The sequence below is a fragment of the Pseudomonas oryzihabitans genome, assembly GCF_001518815.1.
In the GTDB taxonomy this organism is placed as follows: domain Bacteria; phylum Pseudomonadota; class Gammaproteobacteria; order Pseudomonadales; family Pseudomonadaceae; genus Chryseomonas; species Chryseomonas oryzihabitans_E.
Genome location: NZ_CP013987.1, coordinates 629,112 through 645,812, shown reverse-complemented (window position 1 = coordinate 645,812; position 16,701 = coordinate 629,112). Strand labels below are relative to the sequence as shown.

The following is a 16,701-nucleotide window of genomic DNA, read 5'->3' as shown; positions in this document are numbered from 1 at the left end:
TCCTAAATCAGCGTACGAATACGTTTGGCAACAGGTGGTCGCGAAACGGATAAGCAGTGGTCCGACTCCCTCAGGGGCCAATGATTCCCCAGTTGGACGACCGTTCAAACTCGAACTGCGCAATCATAGACACTTGGCAGGGCGCTGTAAGGGGCGCCCTCACTAAATCGACAATAAAAATGTCACTGGTCCATCGTTGACCAGGGAAACCTGCATGTCGGCGCCGAACCGACCGGTCTGCACCGCGGGATGCAGATCGAGAGCGAGAGCCACTAAGTGGTTGAACAGCTGCTCGCCCTGGGCGGGTGGGGCGGCAGTGGAAAAGCTCGGCCGTCGCCCGCTGCGGGTGTCGGCGGCCAGGGTGAACTGGGAGACCAGCAACAGACCGCCCGCCACATCCTGCAGGGACAGATTCATGCGCTGCTCACTGTCGGCGAACACCCGATACTCCAACAACCGCTTGAGCATCCGGCCACAGGCCGCCTCGTCATCCTCGGGCTCGATACCGACGAACACCAGCAGGCCCGGGCCTATGGCGCCTATCGTATCCCCCTCCACTTCCACGCTGGCGCGAGTGACCCGTTGCAGCAGCGCCTTCACTCGGCCTCCTGGGGCAGATCGAGCAACTGGCGGGCGATCTGATCGGTCGCCCGTACCAGGGCGTCACAGATGCCAGGCTCGCTCGCCGCATGGCCGGCATCACGGATGATCTGCAACTCGCTGCCGGGCCAGGCATGGTGCAGGGCCCAGGCATTGTCCAGGGGACAGACCATGTCGTAGCGGCCATGAACGATCACCGCTGGGATATGGGCGATACGCGGCATGTCGCGCAGCAACTGGTCGGGCTCGAGGAAGGCGTCGTTGACGAAGTAGTGGCATTCGATGCGGGCGATGGCCAGGGCATGCTCGCTGAATTTTTCCAGCACGTCGGGATTGGGCCTCAGGGTCACGGTGCGCCCTTCCCAGCAGGACCAGGCGCGCGCCGCGGACATCTGCGCCAGTTCGTCCGGCCCGGTCAGGCGTCGATAGTAGGCCTGGATGAGGTTGCCACGCTCTTCCTCGGCGATGGGGTGCAGATAGTCCTGCCAGAAGTCGGGGAACAGCCGGCTCGCGCCTTCCTGGTAGAACCACTGCAAATCCACCGGCCGCGCGAGAAAGATGCCGCGCAAGATCAGCGCCCGCACGCGCTCGGGATGTCGCTGGGCATAGGCCAGGGCCAGGGTCGACCCCCAGGAGCCGCCGAACAGCACCCATTGCTCGATGCCCAGATGCTCACGCAGTCGCTCGATATCCTCGACCAGGTGCCAGATGGTGTTGTTTTCCAGGCTGGCATAGGGCGTGGAGCGACCACAGCCGCGCTGGTCGAAGGTGACGATGCGATAGAGGTTGGGATCGAAGAAGCGCCGACTCAGGCGATCGCAGCCGGAACCAGGCCCGCCATGGAGGAACAGCACCGGCAGGCCGTCGGGCGAGCCGCTCTCATCGGCGTAGAGTACATGGGGCGCTTCGACGGCCAGCTCGTGGCGGGCATAGGGCTTGATTTCCGGGTACAGATTCAGCATGTCGCGCTCCGCAGGGCAGGGTCGGCTTCTTCATCATAGACCTGCACCTTACCTGGTTTCCACGCTGCTCGGGCTTGCCTCGCATCCGCACCTGGCCGCACCATCATCGGCCTGTCGCCCAAGGAGCCCCCGCATGTCCGAGTCCACGCTGCAGTTGTTGCTGATCGATCCGCAGAACGACTTCTGCGACCTGCCGGGCGCCGCCCTGCCGGTGCCTGGCGCCGTGACCGGACTGCAACGCGTCGCCGCCCTGATCGAGCGTCTTGGACCCCGGCTCACCGGGGTGCATGTGACCCTGGATTCCCACCAGCCGCTGCACATCGCTCATCCGCATGGGTGGCAGGATGCCAACGGGCAACCACCGGCACCCTTTACCCAGATCGACGCGGACGAGGTGGCCAGCGGTCGCTGGCAGACCCGGAATCCGGCCGAGCGCGCCCGCGGGCTGGCATATGTGCGGGCGCTGGAAGCGGGGGGCCGTTATCGACTGGTGATCTGGCCGGAACACTGCCTAGTAGGCGGCTGGGGCCATGGGGTGCAGGAGGATGTTCACCAGGCGCTCAATGCCTGGGGCCGAGCACAGGGTCGCCTGGTGGATTTCATCGCCAAGGGTGGCAACCCGCACACCGAGCACTATTCAGCGCTACGCGCCGAGGTGATGGATCCGAGCGACCCGGGTACCGCCGTGGACGCCAGGCTGATCGCCCGACTACAGGCGGCTGGCACGCTGCTGGTGGCGGGCGAAGCCCTGTCGCACTGCGTGGCCAGCACCCTGCGTGACCTGCTGGAATTCTGGCCGACGAACCGGCGCCAGGACCTCGTGCTGCTGACCGATTGTAGCCATTCGGTGCCCGGTTTCGAGGCGCAGGGCAAGGCCTTCCTGGCCGAGATGCGCGCCGCCGGTGTTCGGCTGGCAGCGTCGACGGACGAGCTGTAGCTCGCCCGTCGCCTGGCCTATTTGATCTCGTAGAGACCGGTATAGGTCGCCGAGGCCAACTGGTTGAGGTGGAGCATGAAGCGCCCGACGGCATTGGTCGCCTCGGCCGGCACCGGTAGCTGCTCGACCTTGAGCGCATGCAGCTGGAAGATGTAGCGGTGCGGCTTGTCGCCCTTGGGCGGCGCGGCGCCACCAAAGCCGCGGGTGCCATAGTCGTTGACCAGTTGCAGCGCACCTGCGGGCAGGCCCGAACCATCGGCGCGACCGGCGTCTTCCGCCAGCCCCTGGGTGCCGACCGGGATGTTGACCACGACCCAGTGCCAGAAACCGCTACCGGTAGGGGCATCGGGATCATAGACGGTCAGCGCGAGGCTCTTGGTATCGGCTGGTAGATCGGACCACTGCAAGGCGGGCGAGATGTTCTCGCCGTGGGCGCCAAAGTCGGCCACGTCGAACTCGTGGCGCTTGGGCATGAAACCATTGTCGGCAAAGGCGTCGGTCCAGAGTTTCACGAGCGGATCCTCCTGGTTAGGGCATGTGGGCGTCGGTCTCGCGCCAGACGAGACGATTGAGGTTGTAGCCCTTCTCGCGGGCGATGCGCAGCAGCTTCTCGCTCTGCGCCGCGGAGATCTCAGGCTTGCGGGCCAGCAACCAGAGGTACTTGCGATCCGGACTGCCGACCAGGGCAGTCTTGTAGTCGTCGTCGACGTAGAGGATCCAGTAGGGCCCCTTGGCCACATTGGGCAGGACGCCACTGAACCAGGTGTCGAAGCGCACTTCCAGGCGGTCGGTCACACCCGGCTTGATCGGGGTGGCGGTACCGGTAGCCTCCTGGACCTTGCCGTTCAGGGTGCGGCAGCGATTGAACACCGCCACCGAGCCATCGGACATGACGTGGTAATTGGCTTCGGACTGGGCGCACTTGCGCTGAAAGAACATCGGCAGCCGCGCCAGTTCGTACCAGTGTCCCTGATAACGCTGCAGATCGACATTGCCGGCGGTGAGCGGCGGGACTTCACGCGGACCGCTGGCGCAGGCCGCGAGCAGTCCGGCGGCACCCGCCAACAGCAACAGTTTGGTAGAGGTTTTCATCGCAGACCCTGCCCGGCGAACATCGCCACCTTATCGTTGAGATACTGCACGCTGATGAAGGAGCCGCGATCACCCCAGGTACAGGTGGTGACGCCCAGGGCTCCCGCGCATTCCGTGGGCGCACCCAGGATCTGCTCCACCTCGGCCTTGGTCTGTCCGGCCTTGAGCCGGGAATAGTTTTCCTGGGTCACCTTGCCGCACCCGGCCAGTATCAGGCTGCCCACCAGCAACAGCGCCATGCGCCACTTCATACCTGCCTCCTCCATCCTGACGGCAAGGCTATAGAGCCCGCCCGGCCGTCAGGGTTCGCTTTCTCAGCTGGCGAGATAGGAGGAACGGGTCAACCCCAGGCGCATGGCGTCGAGGAACTGGGTGCGCTCGCGCGCGGTGAGGCGGGCACTGGCGACCTTGTCGCGGTAGTAGGTCATCAGCTCTTCCGGCGAGAGGTGCACGTACCTGAGCATGTCCTCGATGGTGTCGTGAGTCTCGATACCACCGTGGCGCACGCTGCCATCGGCATCCTGGTAGACGTTCACCGAGTCGGTGTCGCCGAACAGGTTGTGCATGTCGCCGAGGATCTCCTGGTAGGCACCTACCAGGAACACTGCCAGCAGGTAGTCCTCGCCCTCGCGCACCTCGTGCACCGGCAGGCTGGTCTCGATGCTCTGCTCGTCCACGTACTGCTTGATCTTGCCGTCGGAGTCACAGGTCAGGTCCTGCAGCACGGCGCGCCGCACCGGCTCCTCGTCGAGCCGGGTCAGGGGCACGATGGGCAGGATCTGGTCGATGGCCCAGGTGTCCGGCAGGCTCTGGAACACGGAGAAGTTGCAGATGTACTTGTCGGCCAGCTTGTCGTTGAGCTCGTCGAGCACCTGGCGATGGGAACGCTGACGTGCCTTGAGCTGGTTGTACAGGCGACGGCAGATGGCGAAGTAGCACTGTTCGGCCAGGGCCTTGTCGCCCAGGCTGAGGCTGCCCGCGGCGTACTGGGCAGCGGCTTCGCTGACGTACTGGGTGGCGCGCCAGTAGGTCTCGGTCACCATTTCCGGATCGGTATCGCCCAGCAGCTCGGCCAGCCACTGCACGACCTCGGCCTTGCCTTCGAAGCGCTCGCTGGCCGGCACGCTGTCGTTGTGGCGCTCGACGTCGGTGACCTGCATCACCAGCATGGCGTGGTGGGCGGTCATGGCACGGCCGCTTTCCGAGAAGATGTTCGGATGCGGCAATTCCTGCTGATCGCAGAATTCCTTGAGCATGCCGACCACGGTACCGGCGTAGTCATCCATGTCGTAGTTGATGGAGCTGGCGTTGCGCGAATGGGTGCCGTCGTAGTCCACGCCCAGGCCGCCGCCGACGTCGATGTGATCCAGCGGCAGGCCCAGGGCGCGCAGCTCGGCGTAATAGCGGATGGCCTCGCGGAAGCCCTGGCGATAGTCGGCCAGGTTGGCGATCTGCGATCCCATGTGGAAGTGCAGCAGGCGCACACCCTGCTCCAGGCCGGCGGCGCGGAAGCGCTCGATCACCGACAGCAGCTGAGCGGCGGAGAGGCCGAACTTGGACTTCTCGCCACCCGTATCGGCCCATTTGCTCGACGCCAGGGACGACAGTCGCACCCGCAGGCCAACCTGGGGCGTGACCTTGAGCTCGGCCGCCTCCTCGATCACCAACGGGACCTCGGATTCCTTCTCGATGACGATGAAGACGCTATGACCGAGCTTCTGCCCCATCAGCGCCAGACGGATGAATTCGCGGTCCTTGTAGCCGTTGCAGACGATGGTGCCGCCCTTGGGCGCCAGCGCCAGCACCGCCATCAGCTCCGGCTTGGAGCCGGCTTCCAGGCCGATGGAGACGTCGCGGGTGGCGATGATGTTTTCCACCACCGCCTCCTGCTGGTTGACCTTGATCGGATAGAGGGCGGTGTAGCGGCCCTGGTAGTCGAGGCGCTCGATGTTGCGATCGAAGGCGCCCGTCAGGTGACGCACCTGGCCCTGGAGAATGTCGGGGAAACGCACCAGCAGCGGCAGCGACAGACCCGCTTCGCGTAGCTGGCCGACCAATACGTGCAGGTCGATCGGTTGGCCGTCCGGGCCGTGGGGCCGGACCTCGACGTTGCCGGCATCGCTGATGGCGAAGTAGCCGGCACCCCAGTGGCGAATACCATAGACGCTGCGGCTGTCCGCCACGGTCCACTGGCTGCCGTCATCTTTGCGCGTGCGTCGTGGGGACATTCGCGGGAATCTCCTGTAGGGAATCTTGCTTTGGATGGACCGCCGCCAGGGGCGGTAAGTTGTACGCGGAGGCGGGAAGGCCTGGCCTAGCCGCCGGAGCGCTTGGTCTTGAAGCCGCGCTTTTCGAGTTCGCCGAGCAGCAGGTCGACATGGTCACCCTGGATCTCGATGACGCCATCCTTGAGCGCCCCACCCGTCCCACAGCGGCGCTTGAGCGCACTGGCCAGGTCCTTGAGCTCTTCCTCGCCCAGGGGTACGCCACTGACCGTGGTGACCGTCTTGCCGCCACGCCCCTTGGTTTCACGCCGGACCCGGGCGATGCCGTCACCGGCCGGCACCGGCGCCTGGGGTTCTTCCGGACGGATGCGGCCGACGTCGGTGGAATACACCAGGCGGCTGAGGTCCGACAGGGACGAGGCTTTCTTGCTCAAGGGGTGGTCCTCCCAGTTCGGGTTCAGGCGCCAGGCGCCTGGAGGAAACCTTGGATGCAGCGCCAGCCAGTACGGGCCGCGCTATTCCGGGGCCGCGCAATGTAGCAGTATCGACCCCGGATGCTAAGGCGCGAATGCGAGAAATTAAGGCAGGGATGCGACATCCGTTTGGCCGAGGACCAGCCGCAGGGCTTCGAGGGAATCCGGACAGTACGGCAGGCGCCGTGCCTCGTCGAGAATCATCGCAGGCAGGAGAAAGCGCGCTTCCAGCACCTCTTCCGGCTGCAAGCGCAGCGGACCCTTCCAGCAGGCGCTGAACACTCCGCCCCAGAGTCGATTGCCCGGCTCTTCAAAGTAGAAGGTGCCGTGCTCGCGCAGCGCTATACCGCTGACGCCCAGCTCCTCGGCCAGCTCCCGCGCCGCCGACTCCGCATAGCTCTCGCCCGGCGCCACCATGCCGCCAGCAGCGACGTCCCAGTAGCCCGGATAGAGCGCCTTGCTCAGGGTCCGCCGGTGCACGCACAGCTCACCAGCGGCGTTGAACAGCAGGATGAAGGTGCAGCGCCCGATCAAACCTCGGGCGCGCAACTCGGCGCGCGGCAACTGGCCCTGGATCCGATCGTCGCGATCGACCCAGAGCACCATCTCCCGGTCGGAGGCAGCACGATGCGCCGCCTCGCGCGCCCCTATCGTCATCAGCCCTGTTCCAGCAGCTGGCGCAGGTCGATGATGGCGGCGTTGGCGCGGGAGATGTAGTTGGCGATCACCAGCGAGTGATTGGCCAGGATGCCGAAGCCGCTGCCGTTGAGGATCATCGGACTCCAGACCGGTTGCTGCGCCGCTTCCAGCTCACGAATGATCTCGCGCACGTTCACCGTGGCGTTCTTCTTGGCCAGGGTATCGGCGAAGTCCACTTCGATGGCGCGCAGGATATGCGACAGCGCCCAGGCCTGACCGCGGGCCTCGTAGAAGACGTTGTCGATCTGCAGCCAAGGCGTCTCGACGCGCTGTTCGTGCACCTCCGGCACCTGGCCGGCGGGGATGTCCTGGTTCGGCCGCACTTCGGCGTCGAGGCGTACGCGACCGACGCTGGCGGAAAGCCGCTGGGACAGCGAGCCCAGACGGGTCTCGACGTCACCCAGCCAGTTGCGCAGGTTGTCCGAGCGCGAATAGAAGTAGGCAGCCTGCTGGCCCTGGGTGTTCTGGCCGCCCAGGCGCGCCAGGTAGCGGTCCAGGGAGGCGATGCCGGCACGGTATTCCGATTCCGACGAGGGCATGGCCCAGCTGTGGTTGTCGAAATTGAAGCGCGGCTCGGCCTGGGCCAGGTCGACGTCTTCGGTGGACTGCGACTGGGAGCGGGCGAAGTCCTTGCGCAGGGCGCGGGCCAGGTCGCGGGTCTGCACCAGTACGCCGTATTCCCAGGACGGCATGTCGTCCAGCCACAGGCCGGGCGGGAAGATGTCGTTGGAGAGATAACCGCCCGGCTTGTCCAGCAGGGTTCCAGCGACCTGCTTGAGCGTCTCGACCGTGGTGTAGCCGAGCACCAGTTTGCGACCGCTGGCCGCAGCTGCCTCTTGGGCATGCTGCTGAACCGGGAAGAAGTCCGGCTCGCGACTCCAGTACCAGCCTATCGCCAGGGTGACCAGCAGGTAGAGCGCTACCAGCACTGCCACCAGCCGGAGCCATCCCGATCTCAAGTTCCACTCCCGCATGGGCAATTCCTTGCAATGATTTCAAAGGTGTTGGCGCTTGGACCCCTGCCGCCGGCGCCGGTTGCGCGGCCCTCGCTGGCAAGGCGGACACGATGCGCGTGCACAGCCGCTTCCGAGACTAGGGTAACAGGCGACAGACGCTACTCCAGAAGCGACAGACAGTGTCCGTGCAAGCGGCATAGCCGCCGCTAACCAGGGTATCGCCTCTACCCTGCCAGGTTTCAATTGGTAGCATAGGGCCACCACCTCAAGAATGACGGAACAATTCGTGAGCGAACCAGATGATCCGAACCGGGACCGCCTCAAGCTGCACTTCGCCCAGCGGGTCATCCATCAGTCGCGCCAGGTGCTGGAGATCTGGCAGCGGTTGCAACGGGACGAATGGACGAATGGCAGCCTTGCCGAGCTGAGCGACGCCAATGCCCGCCTCCTGCAATACGCGAAGCGCTTCGAACAGCAGGGGCATGCCGATCTCGCCGAGACCATTGGCGGGACCCTGGCCCAGGTCGCCGCCAATCGCGGGCGTCTCAACAGCCAGGCCATCACCGAACTCAGCCAGGCCATGCAGAGCCTGTCGCGCACCGGCCTGCGCCAGGGCGATCAGCTCGAAACCACCAACCTGCCACCGCTGCGCAAGCCGATCTACATCGCTCTGCTCGACACCGAACGCGCCGAGCGCCTGGCGCCGCAGATGGAATACTTCGGCGTCACCATCCAGATCATCCACAACGCCGACGACTTCCGGTCGATGATGGACAGCCGCCACCCGGCGGTCATCGTCATGGACGTGGACTTCGGTGGCCCGGGCGTCGGCATCCGGTTGGCCCTGGAGGCCCAGAACGGTCTCGAGCGCAAGCTGCCGGTGCTGTTCTACAGCCACCAGGAGGCCGATACCCCCTTTCGCCTGGCGGCGGTGCGCGCCGGTGGCCAGGAGTTCTACACCGGCACCCTGGATTCGGCGCGCCTGCTGGAAAAGATCGAGACCCTCACCCGCACCGTCTACTACGATCCGATCCGCGCCCTGGTGGTGGACGACTCCCGCGCCCAGGCCATGGCCACGGAGATGGCGCTCAACAGCGCCGGCATCGTCACCCGCACCCTCATGCAGCCCGGCGCGGTGATGGCCCACCTGGCCGAATTCGTACCTGATCTGATCATCCTCGACATGTACATGCCCGAGTGCACCGGCACCGAACTGGCCAAGGTCATCCGCCAGCACGAGCGCTACGTCAGCGTGCCCATCATCTACCTGTCGGCCGAGGACGACCTCGACAAGCAGCTGGACGCCATGAGCGAAGGGGGCGACGACTTCCTCACCAAGCCGATCAAGCCGCGCCACCTGATCGCCACGGTGCGCACCCGCGCCGCTCGGGCGCGCAGCTTGCAAGCGCGCATCGTCCAGGACAGCCTTACCGGCCTGTACAACCACACCCACACCCTGCAGCTGCTGGAGGACGCCTGCTTCCGCGCCCGGCGCAGCCAGCGGCCGATCACCTTCGCCATGCTGGATATCGACCATTTCAAGCAGGTCAACGACCACTATGGTCACCCCATGGGCGATCGGGTGATCAAGAGTCTGGCGCTGTTTCTCAAGCAGCGGCTGCGCAAGTCCGACCACATCGGCCGTTATGGCGGCGAGGAATTCGCCATCGTCCTGCCCGACACCGACCTGGCCACCGCCACCCGCCTGATCGACGAGATCCGCCAGCGCTTCGCCGAGATCCACTACCCGGCGCCGCCCAAGGAACTCAGCTGCACCTTCAGCGCTGGCGTGGCGCAGCTGCAGCCCGATCAGGAGATGTCGCTGCTGGCCAAGCAGGCGGACGAAGCCCTCTACGCCGCCAAGCATGCCGGACGCAACTGCGTGCGCCAGTACGGCCAGAGCTAGTCTGGCGGGCCGGATGCCTCTGCTATGATCGGCCGCTGCCGATCATCGAGATGACCATGCGTGCCCTGCTGTTCCTGCTCACCCTGCTGCTGACCCTGCCCGCCACCGCCGGCCTGTTCGACGCGCCACGACCGGCGGCGGACCTGGGCCTCGGCGGCCAGCGCCCCAGCCAGCAATTCCTGCCGGTGGATCAGGCCTTTCGCCTGGAGCAGCGGCGCGACGCCAACGGTCGTAGCGTGCTGCGCTTCACCATCGCCGAGGGCTACTACCTCTATCGTCAGCGCTTCGCCTTCGACGCCGACCCCGGCCTGCTGACCGCGCCGGTGGTCCTACCGCCCGGTGAGCCCAAGCACGACGAATGGTTCGGCGACGTCCAGGTCTATCACGCGGGCGTCGACATCCCCCTGTCCCTGGCGCCCGACCGAGGCGGTCGGATAAGGGTCACCTACCAGGGCTGCGCCGATCGCGGTCTTTGCTATCCACCGGAAACCCGTACCCTCGAGATTACCGGCCCCGTGGCCTCGCCCGCCGCGAGCCCAGCGGGTGAGACCCCCGTTCTCGACCAGGGGTGGTGGAAAAGAATCCTGCTGGCCTTCCTGGCTGGCCTCGGCCTGACCTTCACCCCCTGCGTACTGCCGATGCTGCCCATCGTCTCGGCCGTGGTCCTGGCCGGCAAGGCGCGCCCGGGTCGTGGCCTGTTGCTGGCGCTGGCCTATGTGATACCCATGGCGCTGAGTTTCGCCGCCCTGGGCGCGCTCATGGGAGTCTTCGGCGCCAGCCTCAACCTGCAGGCGCAACTGCAGTCGGCCTGGGTGCTGGTCCCCTTCGCCCTGTTGTTCCTGCTGTTCGCCCTGGCCATGTTCGGCCTTTTCGAGCTGCGCCTGCCGGCGGTCCTGCGCGATCGCCTGGAGCACCTGGCCAGTGGTACCCGGGGCGGCTCCCTCGGCGGCGCGGCTACCCTCGGCGTGCTGTCCAGCCTGATCGTCTCGCCCTGCGTCTCGGCGCCCCTGGCGGGACTGCTGCTCTATATCAGCAGCACCGCCGACTGGCTCGGCGGCGGACTGGCCCTCTTCGCCCTAGGCCTGGGCATGGGCACCCCGCTGATTCTGATCGCTGCCGGCGGCGGGGCCCTGTTGCCGCGGAGCGGGGGCTGGCTGGTGGGTATGCGCAATGCCTTCGGAGTGCTCCTGCTGGCCGTGGCGCTATGGCTGCTCGAACGGCTGCTGCCCGGGCCGCTGGCGCTGGCGGCCTGGGGCCTGCTGGCCGCCGGGGTCGGACTGTTTCTTGGTGCGCTGGAATTCGTACCCAAGCCCCCTCGCCAACGCCTGTTGCAACTGGCCGGCCTGGCACTGGTTGTATACGGCGTGGCGGCGGGTATCGGGGCCCTGCGTGGTGCCAGCGATCCGCTGCGCCCCCTGGGCGAGTCCGCCCGGCCGGCGGTGGTCGCACGCGAGGATGGCCTACGTAGCCTGAGCGATCCGGCGGCCCTGGCTGCCAGCGTTGGACAAGGCCGCCCAGTGCTGGTGGACGTCTACGCCGACTGGTGCATCAGCTGCAAGGTCATTGAGCGCGAGGTATTTGGCAACCCCGAGATCCAGGCGCAACTCAGGGACTTCGAGCTGATCCGCTTCGATATGACGCAAAGCACCCGGGAACAGCGGCAGTGGCTGCAACAGCGAGGCCTGTTCGGCCCACCCGCGATCCTGTTCTATGCTGCCAACGGCCACGAACAGGCAAAGGGTCGCATCGTCGGCGAAATCGACGCCGCGGGCTTTCTTGCCCGACTGGGCGAGGTGAAAAGGCTTATCGCCAGCGATTAAAAGAATTTCGCCCAACGTGCTGGCATTTCCGGCAAACGTCTAGCGACTGGACAGTCACCTCAGGTTGCGGCATAGTCCGCGGCCAATCTGGTTGCGAAATCGCGAGGCAAGTGGCTATGGCGCATCTGCTGGTACTGCACGGGCCCAACCTGAATCTGCTGGGAACCCGCGAGCCGGGCGTCTACGGGGCTACCACCCTGGCGCAGATCAACGCCGATCTCGAAGCCCGCGCCAGCGCGGCAGGGCATCGCCTGGACCACCTGCAAAGCAACGCCGAGCACCTGCTGATCGAGCGCATCCACGCCGCGCGCGACGAAGGGGTGGATTTCATCCTGATCAATCCGGCTGCCTTCACCCATACCAGTGTCGCCCTACGTGACGCCTTGCTCGCGGTGAGCATCCCATTCATCGAAGTGCACCTGTCGAACGTGCACAAGCGCGAAGCCTTCCGCCACCACTCCTATTTTTCCGATGTGGCGGTCGGTGTCATCTGCGGACTCGGCGCCAGTGGCTATCGCCTGGCGCTGGAAGCCGCCTGCGAACAGCTCGCCGCCCGCGGCTGAGCGCGACCCAATATCCAGAACATCACCTGAACCCGAGGGGAGAGCCAACGCCAATGGACATCCGTAAAGTCAAGAAACTGATCGAATTGCTGGAAGAGTCCGGTATCGACGAGCTGGAAATCCGCGAAGGCGAAGAGTCCGTCCGCATCAGCCGCAACACCGGCCGCAACCAGGGCATGCAGACCGTCTACGCCGCCGCCCCCGCGCCGGTCGCCGCGCCGGCTGCGGCTGCCGCTCCGGCCGCTGCTGCGCCGGCTACCGAAGCCGCCGCTCCGCAACTGACTGGTAACGTGGCTCGCTCGCCCATGGTCGGCACCTTCTACCGCGCGTCCTCGCCCACCACCCCGGCCTTCGTCGAAGTCGGCCAGCAGGTGAAGAAAGGCGACATCCTGTGCATCGTCGAAGCCATGAAGATGATGAACCACATCGAAGCCGAAGCCAGCGGCACCATCGGCCAGGTGCTGGTCGAGAACGGTCAGCCCGTCGAATTCGACCAGCCGCTGTTCACCATTGTCTAAGCCCGTGGAGCCCACGATGCTGGAAAAAGTCCTGATCGCCAACCGCGGGGAAATCGCCCTGCGCGTGGTGCGTGCCTGCAAGGAGCTGGGCATCAAGACGGTGGCGGTTCACTCCACCGCCGACCGCGAACTGATGCATCTGTCCCTCGCCGACGAATCGGTGTGCATCGGCCCGGCCCCCTCGCCCCTGTCCTACCTGAACATCCCGGCCATCATCAGTGCCGCGGAAGTCACCGGTGCCACCGCCATCCACCCCGGCTACGGCTTTCTCGCCGAGAACGCCGATTTCGCCGAGCAGGTGGAGCAGTCCGGTTTCGCCTTCGTCGGCCCCACCGCCGACGTGATTCGCCTGATGGGCGACAAGGTATCCGCCAAGAACGCCATGAAGCAGGCCGGCGTGCCCACCGTACCGGGCTCCGACGGCGCCCTGCCGGATGACGAGGCCGAGTGCCTGCGCATCGGCCGCGAAGTCGGCTATCCGGTGATCATCAAGGCCGCCGGTGGCGGTGGTGGTCGTGGCATGCGCGTGGTCGAGGACGAGGCCGAGCTGATCAAGTCGATCAAGCTGACCCAGACCGAAGCCGGCGCCGCCTTTGGCAACTCCATGGTCTACATGGAGAAGTTCCTCGGCAATCCGCGTCACGTGGAAGTCCAGGTCCTATCCGACGGCCAGGGCAACGCCGTGCACCTCTACGATCGCGACTGCTCGCTGCAGCGTCGTCACCAGAAGGTGATCGAGGAGGCGCCTGCGCCCCAGATCGACGAGAAGGCCCGCGAGGAAGTCCTGGCGCGCTGCGTCAAGGCCTGCATCGACATCGGCTACCGTGGCGCGGGTACCTTCGAGTTCCTCTACGAAGACGGTCGCTTCTACTTCATCGAGATGAACACCCGCGTACAGGTGGAACATCCGGTGACCGAGATGATCACTGGCGTCGACATCGTCAAGGAGATGCTCAGCATCGCCGCTGGCAACCCGCTGTCGATCAAGCAGGAAGACATCAAGATCACCGGCCACGCCATCGAGTGCCGGATCAACGCCGAAGACCCCAAGACCTTCATGCCCTCCCCGGGCCTGGTCAAGCATTTCCATGCGCCGGGCGGCAACGGCGTACGGGTGGATTCGCACCTGTACAGCGGCTACAAGGTTCCGCCGAACTACGATTCGCTGATCGCCAAGCTGATCACCTGGGGCAAGACGCGCGAAGAGGCCATGGCCCGGATGCGCAACGCCCTGGACGAGCTGATCGTCGACGGCATCAAGACCAACGCCGATCTGCACCGGATGCTGACCCGCGACCAGGCCTTCGGCCAGGGCGCGGTGAACATCCACTATCTGGAGAAGAAGCTCGGCATGCGCCACTGAGTGCATGACGACCTTTGATTCAGCGAACGGGCTGCCCTCGGGCAGCCCGTTTTCATTTACCCTCCCCGCTTTGACCCGATTCAGGTAGCCCACCATGTCCTGGCTGCAAGTCCGCCTCGCCCTCACCCCCGCCCAGGCGGAAACCTATGAAGACCTCATGCTCGAATTGGGTGCCGTCTCGGTGACCTTCATGGACGCCGAGGACCAGCCGATCTTCGAGCCTGACCTCGGCACCACCCCGCTGTGGTCCCAGACCCATCTGCTGGCGCTGTTCGAAGGCGATACCGATGCCGAGACGCTGGAACAGCGCGTGCAGCTCCTGGCCAACGGCCTCGTCTACGAGGTGGAGCGCCTGGAAGACCAGGAATGGGAGCGCAGCTGGATGGACAACTTCCAGCCCATGCGCTTCGGCCAGCGGCTGTGGATCGTGCCCAGCTGGCACGAGGCGCCGGAGCCGGCGGCGGTCAACCTGCTGCTCGACCCGGGCCTGGCCTTCGGCACCGGTACCCACCCCACCACCTCGCTGTGCCTGCAATGGCTGGACGGCGAGCCGGTCGAGGGGCGCCAGGTGCTGGATTTCGGCTGCGGCTCGGGCATCCTCGCCATTGCCGCCCTGCTGCTGGGCGCCGAGCGCGCGGTGGGCACCGACATTGATGTCCAGGCCCTGGAAGCCTCGCGGGAGAATGCCAACCGCAATGGCATCGACCCGGCGCGTTTTCCTCTGTATCTCCCCGCCGACCTGCCAGGCGAGCAGGCCGACGTAGTGGTGGCCAACATCCTCGCCGGTCCGCTGGTCGGCCTGGCCGAGCAGATCACCCGCCTGACCCGCATCGGTGGCCGCCTGGCCCTCTCCGGCATCCTCGCCGAGCAAGCCGAGGACGTGCGTACCGCCTACGCCGGCTGCTTCGACCTGGAACCTACCGCCACCCTGGATGGCTGGGTCCGCATCAGCGGCACTCGTCGCCGCTGACCGCCTGCGCCTCTAGCGGTCCGCTCAACCGGCGGCCCGGTAGAGGCCCTTCTTTCGCCAGGGCCTTCGGGTACACTAGCGCGCTTAAATTCCCTGGCTGTCGCCTCGCCATGACCGAATCCCTCGTCGCCCAGTGCCCGCATTGCCATACCCGCTTCCGCGTCACCCAGGAACACCTGGCCGCCGCTGACGGCGACGTACGCTGTGGCGTCTGCCTGGAAGTGTTCAATGCCAGCAACCAGGCCGCGCCGCTGACGGCGCCGGAAGCCGCCCCGGTGGCACCCGCCCCGATGGCCGAGCCCACGCGGACGTCGAGCGAAGCCGCCTGGCCGCACGACGAACTGGACCTGAGCCACCTGGAGCTGGATGCCGAGGTCGCTCGCCTGAGCGCCCTGGAAGAGCAGCGCCGCACGCCCGTCGCGCCGGCAGCACCACCGGCCGTGATCGCCCCGCGGGAAGAGCCCGCCCCGGCACAAGGGCTGGCCGCTCGTCGCTCCCAGGAAGACGAGGACGCCTTCGAACTGCCGTCGATCGGCGCGCTGTCCACCGCACGCGACCCGGAGCCGGAACCCTTGAGGCTGCAGGCCGAATCCGATCTCTCGCTCGACGCGGAACCCGAGTCGGTGCCCGCATCGACCTTCGAGCCAGAACCAGAACCGGAGCTGGCACCGGAGCCCGAACCCGTTGAGCCCGTCATCAGCCCACGGCCTGCCGCGGCTTTGGCGGCGCCGCTGAAACCCGCACCGGCGCCGCCGCCCGCTCCCCTGACCGCACCCGCTCGCGAACGCCAGGAGCCGGCACTCGGCGCGGTCGAGGCTGACGAGGACGAGCGGGCCGAGCCCGGCCTGGGCCGCCTGGACGATTGGCAGGAGCCCACGCCCGAGCCGCTCAGCGCCGACCGCGATATCGAAGACGAGACGTTACCGGCCAAGTCGGCGACCGCTCTTCGCAGCGAGCCGGAGTGGCAGGACGACCCCCTGGTCGACCTGCACGACGAGCCGCTGCAGCTGGACAGTCGCCAGGAGCGCCCCCACTGGGGCCGGCGCCTGCTGTGGGCGCTGCTCTGCCTGCTGGCACTGCTCGGGCTGGCTGGTCAGTATGTCTACTACCACTTCGACGAACTGGCGCGGCAGGACAGCTATCGACCGCTGTTCGTCCAGGCCTGCGCCAGCCTGGGCTGCAAGGTGCCGTCCAAGGTCGATGTCCAGCAGATCCGCAGCAGCAACCTGGTGGTACGCAGCCATCCGCAGTTTTCCGGCGCCCTGCGCGTCGATGCCATCCTCTACAACCGCGCGCCCTTCTCCCAGCCGTTCCCGCTGCTCGAATTGCGCTTCGCCGACCTCAACGGCCAGCTGCTCGCGAGCCGTCGTTTCAAGCCGGGCGAGTACCTGAACGGCGAACTCAAGGGCCAGGACGAGATGCCGCCGCAGACGCCGATCCATATCGCCCTGGACATTCTCGACCCTGGTCCGCGGGCGGTGAACTATAGTCTGAGCTTCTTCTCGCCAGAGTAGGCCCGGGGTGAATTGCTCATAAACTAGCCAACTCGCGCTTTATCCGGAGGCGTCGAGCGGGTATCATTCCCAACCCTTTTCAAGCACAGCAGCCCCTGTCCGC

At 66.1% G+C, this 16,701-nt stretch carries 17 protein-coding genes; 8 read left to right on the top strand and 9 right to left on the bottom strand.

What is annotated here, in order from left to right; all coding sequences use genetic code 11:
* Positions 1 to 162 precede the first annotated feature (162 nt).
* Together dtd and pip are read right to left on the bottom strand one after the other, a co-directional pair.
* Positions 163 to 600, bottom strand: coding sequence for a D-aminoacyl-tRNA deacylase (gene dtd, locus APT59_RS03005; protein WP_059313486.1), 438 nt, complete (start codon positions 598 to 600; stop codon positions 163 to 165).
* Positions 597 to 1,562 (bottom strand): prolyl aminopeptidase, encoded by a 966-nt coding sequence (pip, locus tag APT59_RS03000; protein WP_059313485.1) that lies wholly within the window; start codon positions 1,560 to 1,562, stop codon positions 597 to 599. The genes dtd and pip overlap by 4 nt, the downstream gene beginning before the upstream one ends.
* Before the next feature lie 133 nt (positions 1,563 to 1,695).
* Here pip and APT59_RS02995 point away from each other — a divergent pair, with 133 nt between their 5' ends.
* The gene (locus APT59_RS02995; protein ID WP_059313484.1) at positions 1,696 to 2,499 is read left to right on the top strand and encodes a hypothetical protein; all 804 of its coding nucleotides are present in this window, start codon (positions 1,696 to 1,698) and stop codon (positions 2,497 to 2,499) included.
* 17 nt (positions 2,500 to 2,516) lie between these two features.
* Here APT59_RS02995 and APT59_RS02990 read toward each other — a convergent pair whose 3' ends face one another.
* The 7 genes from APT59_RS02990 to APT59_RS02960 form a co-directional block, all read right to left on the bottom strand.
* Positions 2,517 to 3,011, bottom strand: coding sequence for a YbhB/YbcL family Raf kinase inhibitor-like protein (locus APT59_RS02990; RefSeq protein WP_082696273.1), 495 nt, complete (start codon positions 3,009 to 3,011; stop codon positions 2,517 to 2,519).
* 16 nt (positions 3,012 to 3,027) lie between these two features.
* Positions 3,028 to 3,591 (bottom strand): lipocalin family protein, encoded by a 564-nt coding sequence (locus APT59_RS02985; RefSeq protein WP_059313483.1) that lies wholly within the window; start codon positions 3,589 to 3,591, stop codon positions 3,028 to 3,030.
* Positions 3,588 to 3,842 (bottom strand): hypothetical protein, encoded by a 255-nt coding sequence (locus tag APT59_RS02980; protein WP_059313482.1) that lies wholly within the window; start codon positions 3,840 to 3,842, stop codon positions 3,588 to 3,590. The genes APT59_RS02985 and APT59_RS02980 overlap by 4 nt, the downstream gene beginning before the upstream one ends.
* 63 nt (positions 3,843 to 3,905) lie before the next feature.
* Positions 3,906 to 5,819 (bottom strand): arginine decarboxylase, encoded by a 1,914-nt coding sequence (speA, locus tag APT59_RS02975; RefSeq protein ID WP_059313481.1) that lies wholly within the window; start codon positions 5,817 to 5,819, stop codon positions 3,906 to 3,908.
* Between the two features lie 86 nt (positions 5,820 to 5,905).
* A complete protein-coding gene (locus APT59_RS02970; RefSeq protein ID WP_059313480.1) occupies positions 5,906 to 6,250 on the bottom strand; it encodes a translation initiation factor Sui1 in 345 nt (114 codons plus the stop codon).
* A gap of 144 nt (positions 6,251 to 6,394) precedes the next feature.
* A complete protein-coding gene (locus APT59_RS02965) occupies positions 6,395 to 6,946 on the bottom strand; it encodes an NUDIX hydrolase (protein WP_059313479.1) in 552 nt (183 codons plus the stop codon).
* Positions 6,946 to 7,962: a DUF2333 family protein gene (locus APT59_RS02960; RefSeq protein ID WP_059313478.1), complete on the bottom strand. Its 1,017-nt coding sequence runs from the start codon at positions 7,960 to 7,962 to the stop codon at positions 6,946 to 6,948. The genes APT59_RS02965 and APT59_RS02960 overlap by 1 nt, the downstream gene beginning before the upstream one ends.
* A 268-nt stretch (positions 7,963 to 8,230) precedes the next feature.
* On the opposite strand from APT59_RS02960, the gene APT59_RS02955 reads away from it, so the two are divergent.
* The 7 genes from APT59_RS02955 (at position 8,231) to APT59_RS02925 (ending at position 16,598) form a co-directional block, all read left to right on the top strand.
* The gene (locus APT59_RS02955) at positions 8,231 to 9,850 is read left to right on the top strand and encodes a response regulator (protein WP_059316815.1); all 1,620 of its coding nucleotides are present in this window, start codon (positions 8,231 to 8,233) and stop codon (positions 9,848 to 9,850) included.
* Positions 9,851 to 9,906: 56 nt separating this feature from the next.
* On the top strand, positions 9,907 to 11,670 hold the full coding sequence (gene dsbD / locus APT59_RS02950) for a protein-disulfide reductase DsbD (RefSeq protein ID WP_059313477.1): 1,764 nt from the start codon (positions 9,907 to 9,909) through the stop codon (positions 11,668 to 11,670).
* A 116-nt stretch (positions 11,671 to 11,786) separates the two neighbouring features.
* The gene (aroQ, locus tag APT59_RS02945; RefSeq protein ID WP_059313476.1) at positions 11,787 to 12,233 is read left to right on the top strand and encodes a type II 3-dehydroquinate dehydratase; all 447 of its coding nucleotides are present in this window, start codon (positions 11,787 to 11,789) and stop codon (positions 12,231 to 12,233) included.
* Positions 12,234 to 12,286: 53 nt separating this feature from the next.
* Positions 12,287 to 12,751: an acetyl-CoA carboxylase biotin carboxyl carrier protein gene (accB, locus tag APT59_RS02940; protein WP_059313475.1), complete on the top strand. Its 465-nt coding sequence runs from the start codon at positions 12,287 to 12,289 to the stop codon at positions 12,749 to 12,751.
* A gap of 16 nt (positions 12,752 to 12,767) precedes the next feature.
* Positions 12,768 to 14,114, top strand: coding sequence for an acetyl-CoA carboxylase biotin carboxylase subunit (accC, locus tag APT59_RS02935; protein ID WP_059313474.1), 1,347 nt, complete (start codon positions 12,768 to 12,770; stop codon positions 14,112 to 14,114).
* Positions 14,115 to 14,208: 94 nt separating this feature from the next.
* Complete coding sequence (gene prmA / locus APT59_RS02930) at positions 14,209 to 15,084, top strand: 50S ribosomal protein L11 methyltransferase (protein WP_059313473.1); 876 nt, start codon at positions 14,209 to 14,211, stop codon at positions 15,082 to 15,084.
* Between the two features lie 110 nt (positions 15,085 to 15,194).
* The gene (locus tag APT59_RS02925) at positions 15,195 to 16,598 is read left to right on the top strand and encodes a DUF3426 domain-containing protein (protein WP_059313472.1); all 1,404 of its coding nucleotides are present in this window, start codon (positions 15,195 to 15,197) and stop codon (positions 16,596 to 16,598) included.
* Positions 16,599 to 16,701: the final 103 nt, after the last annotated feature.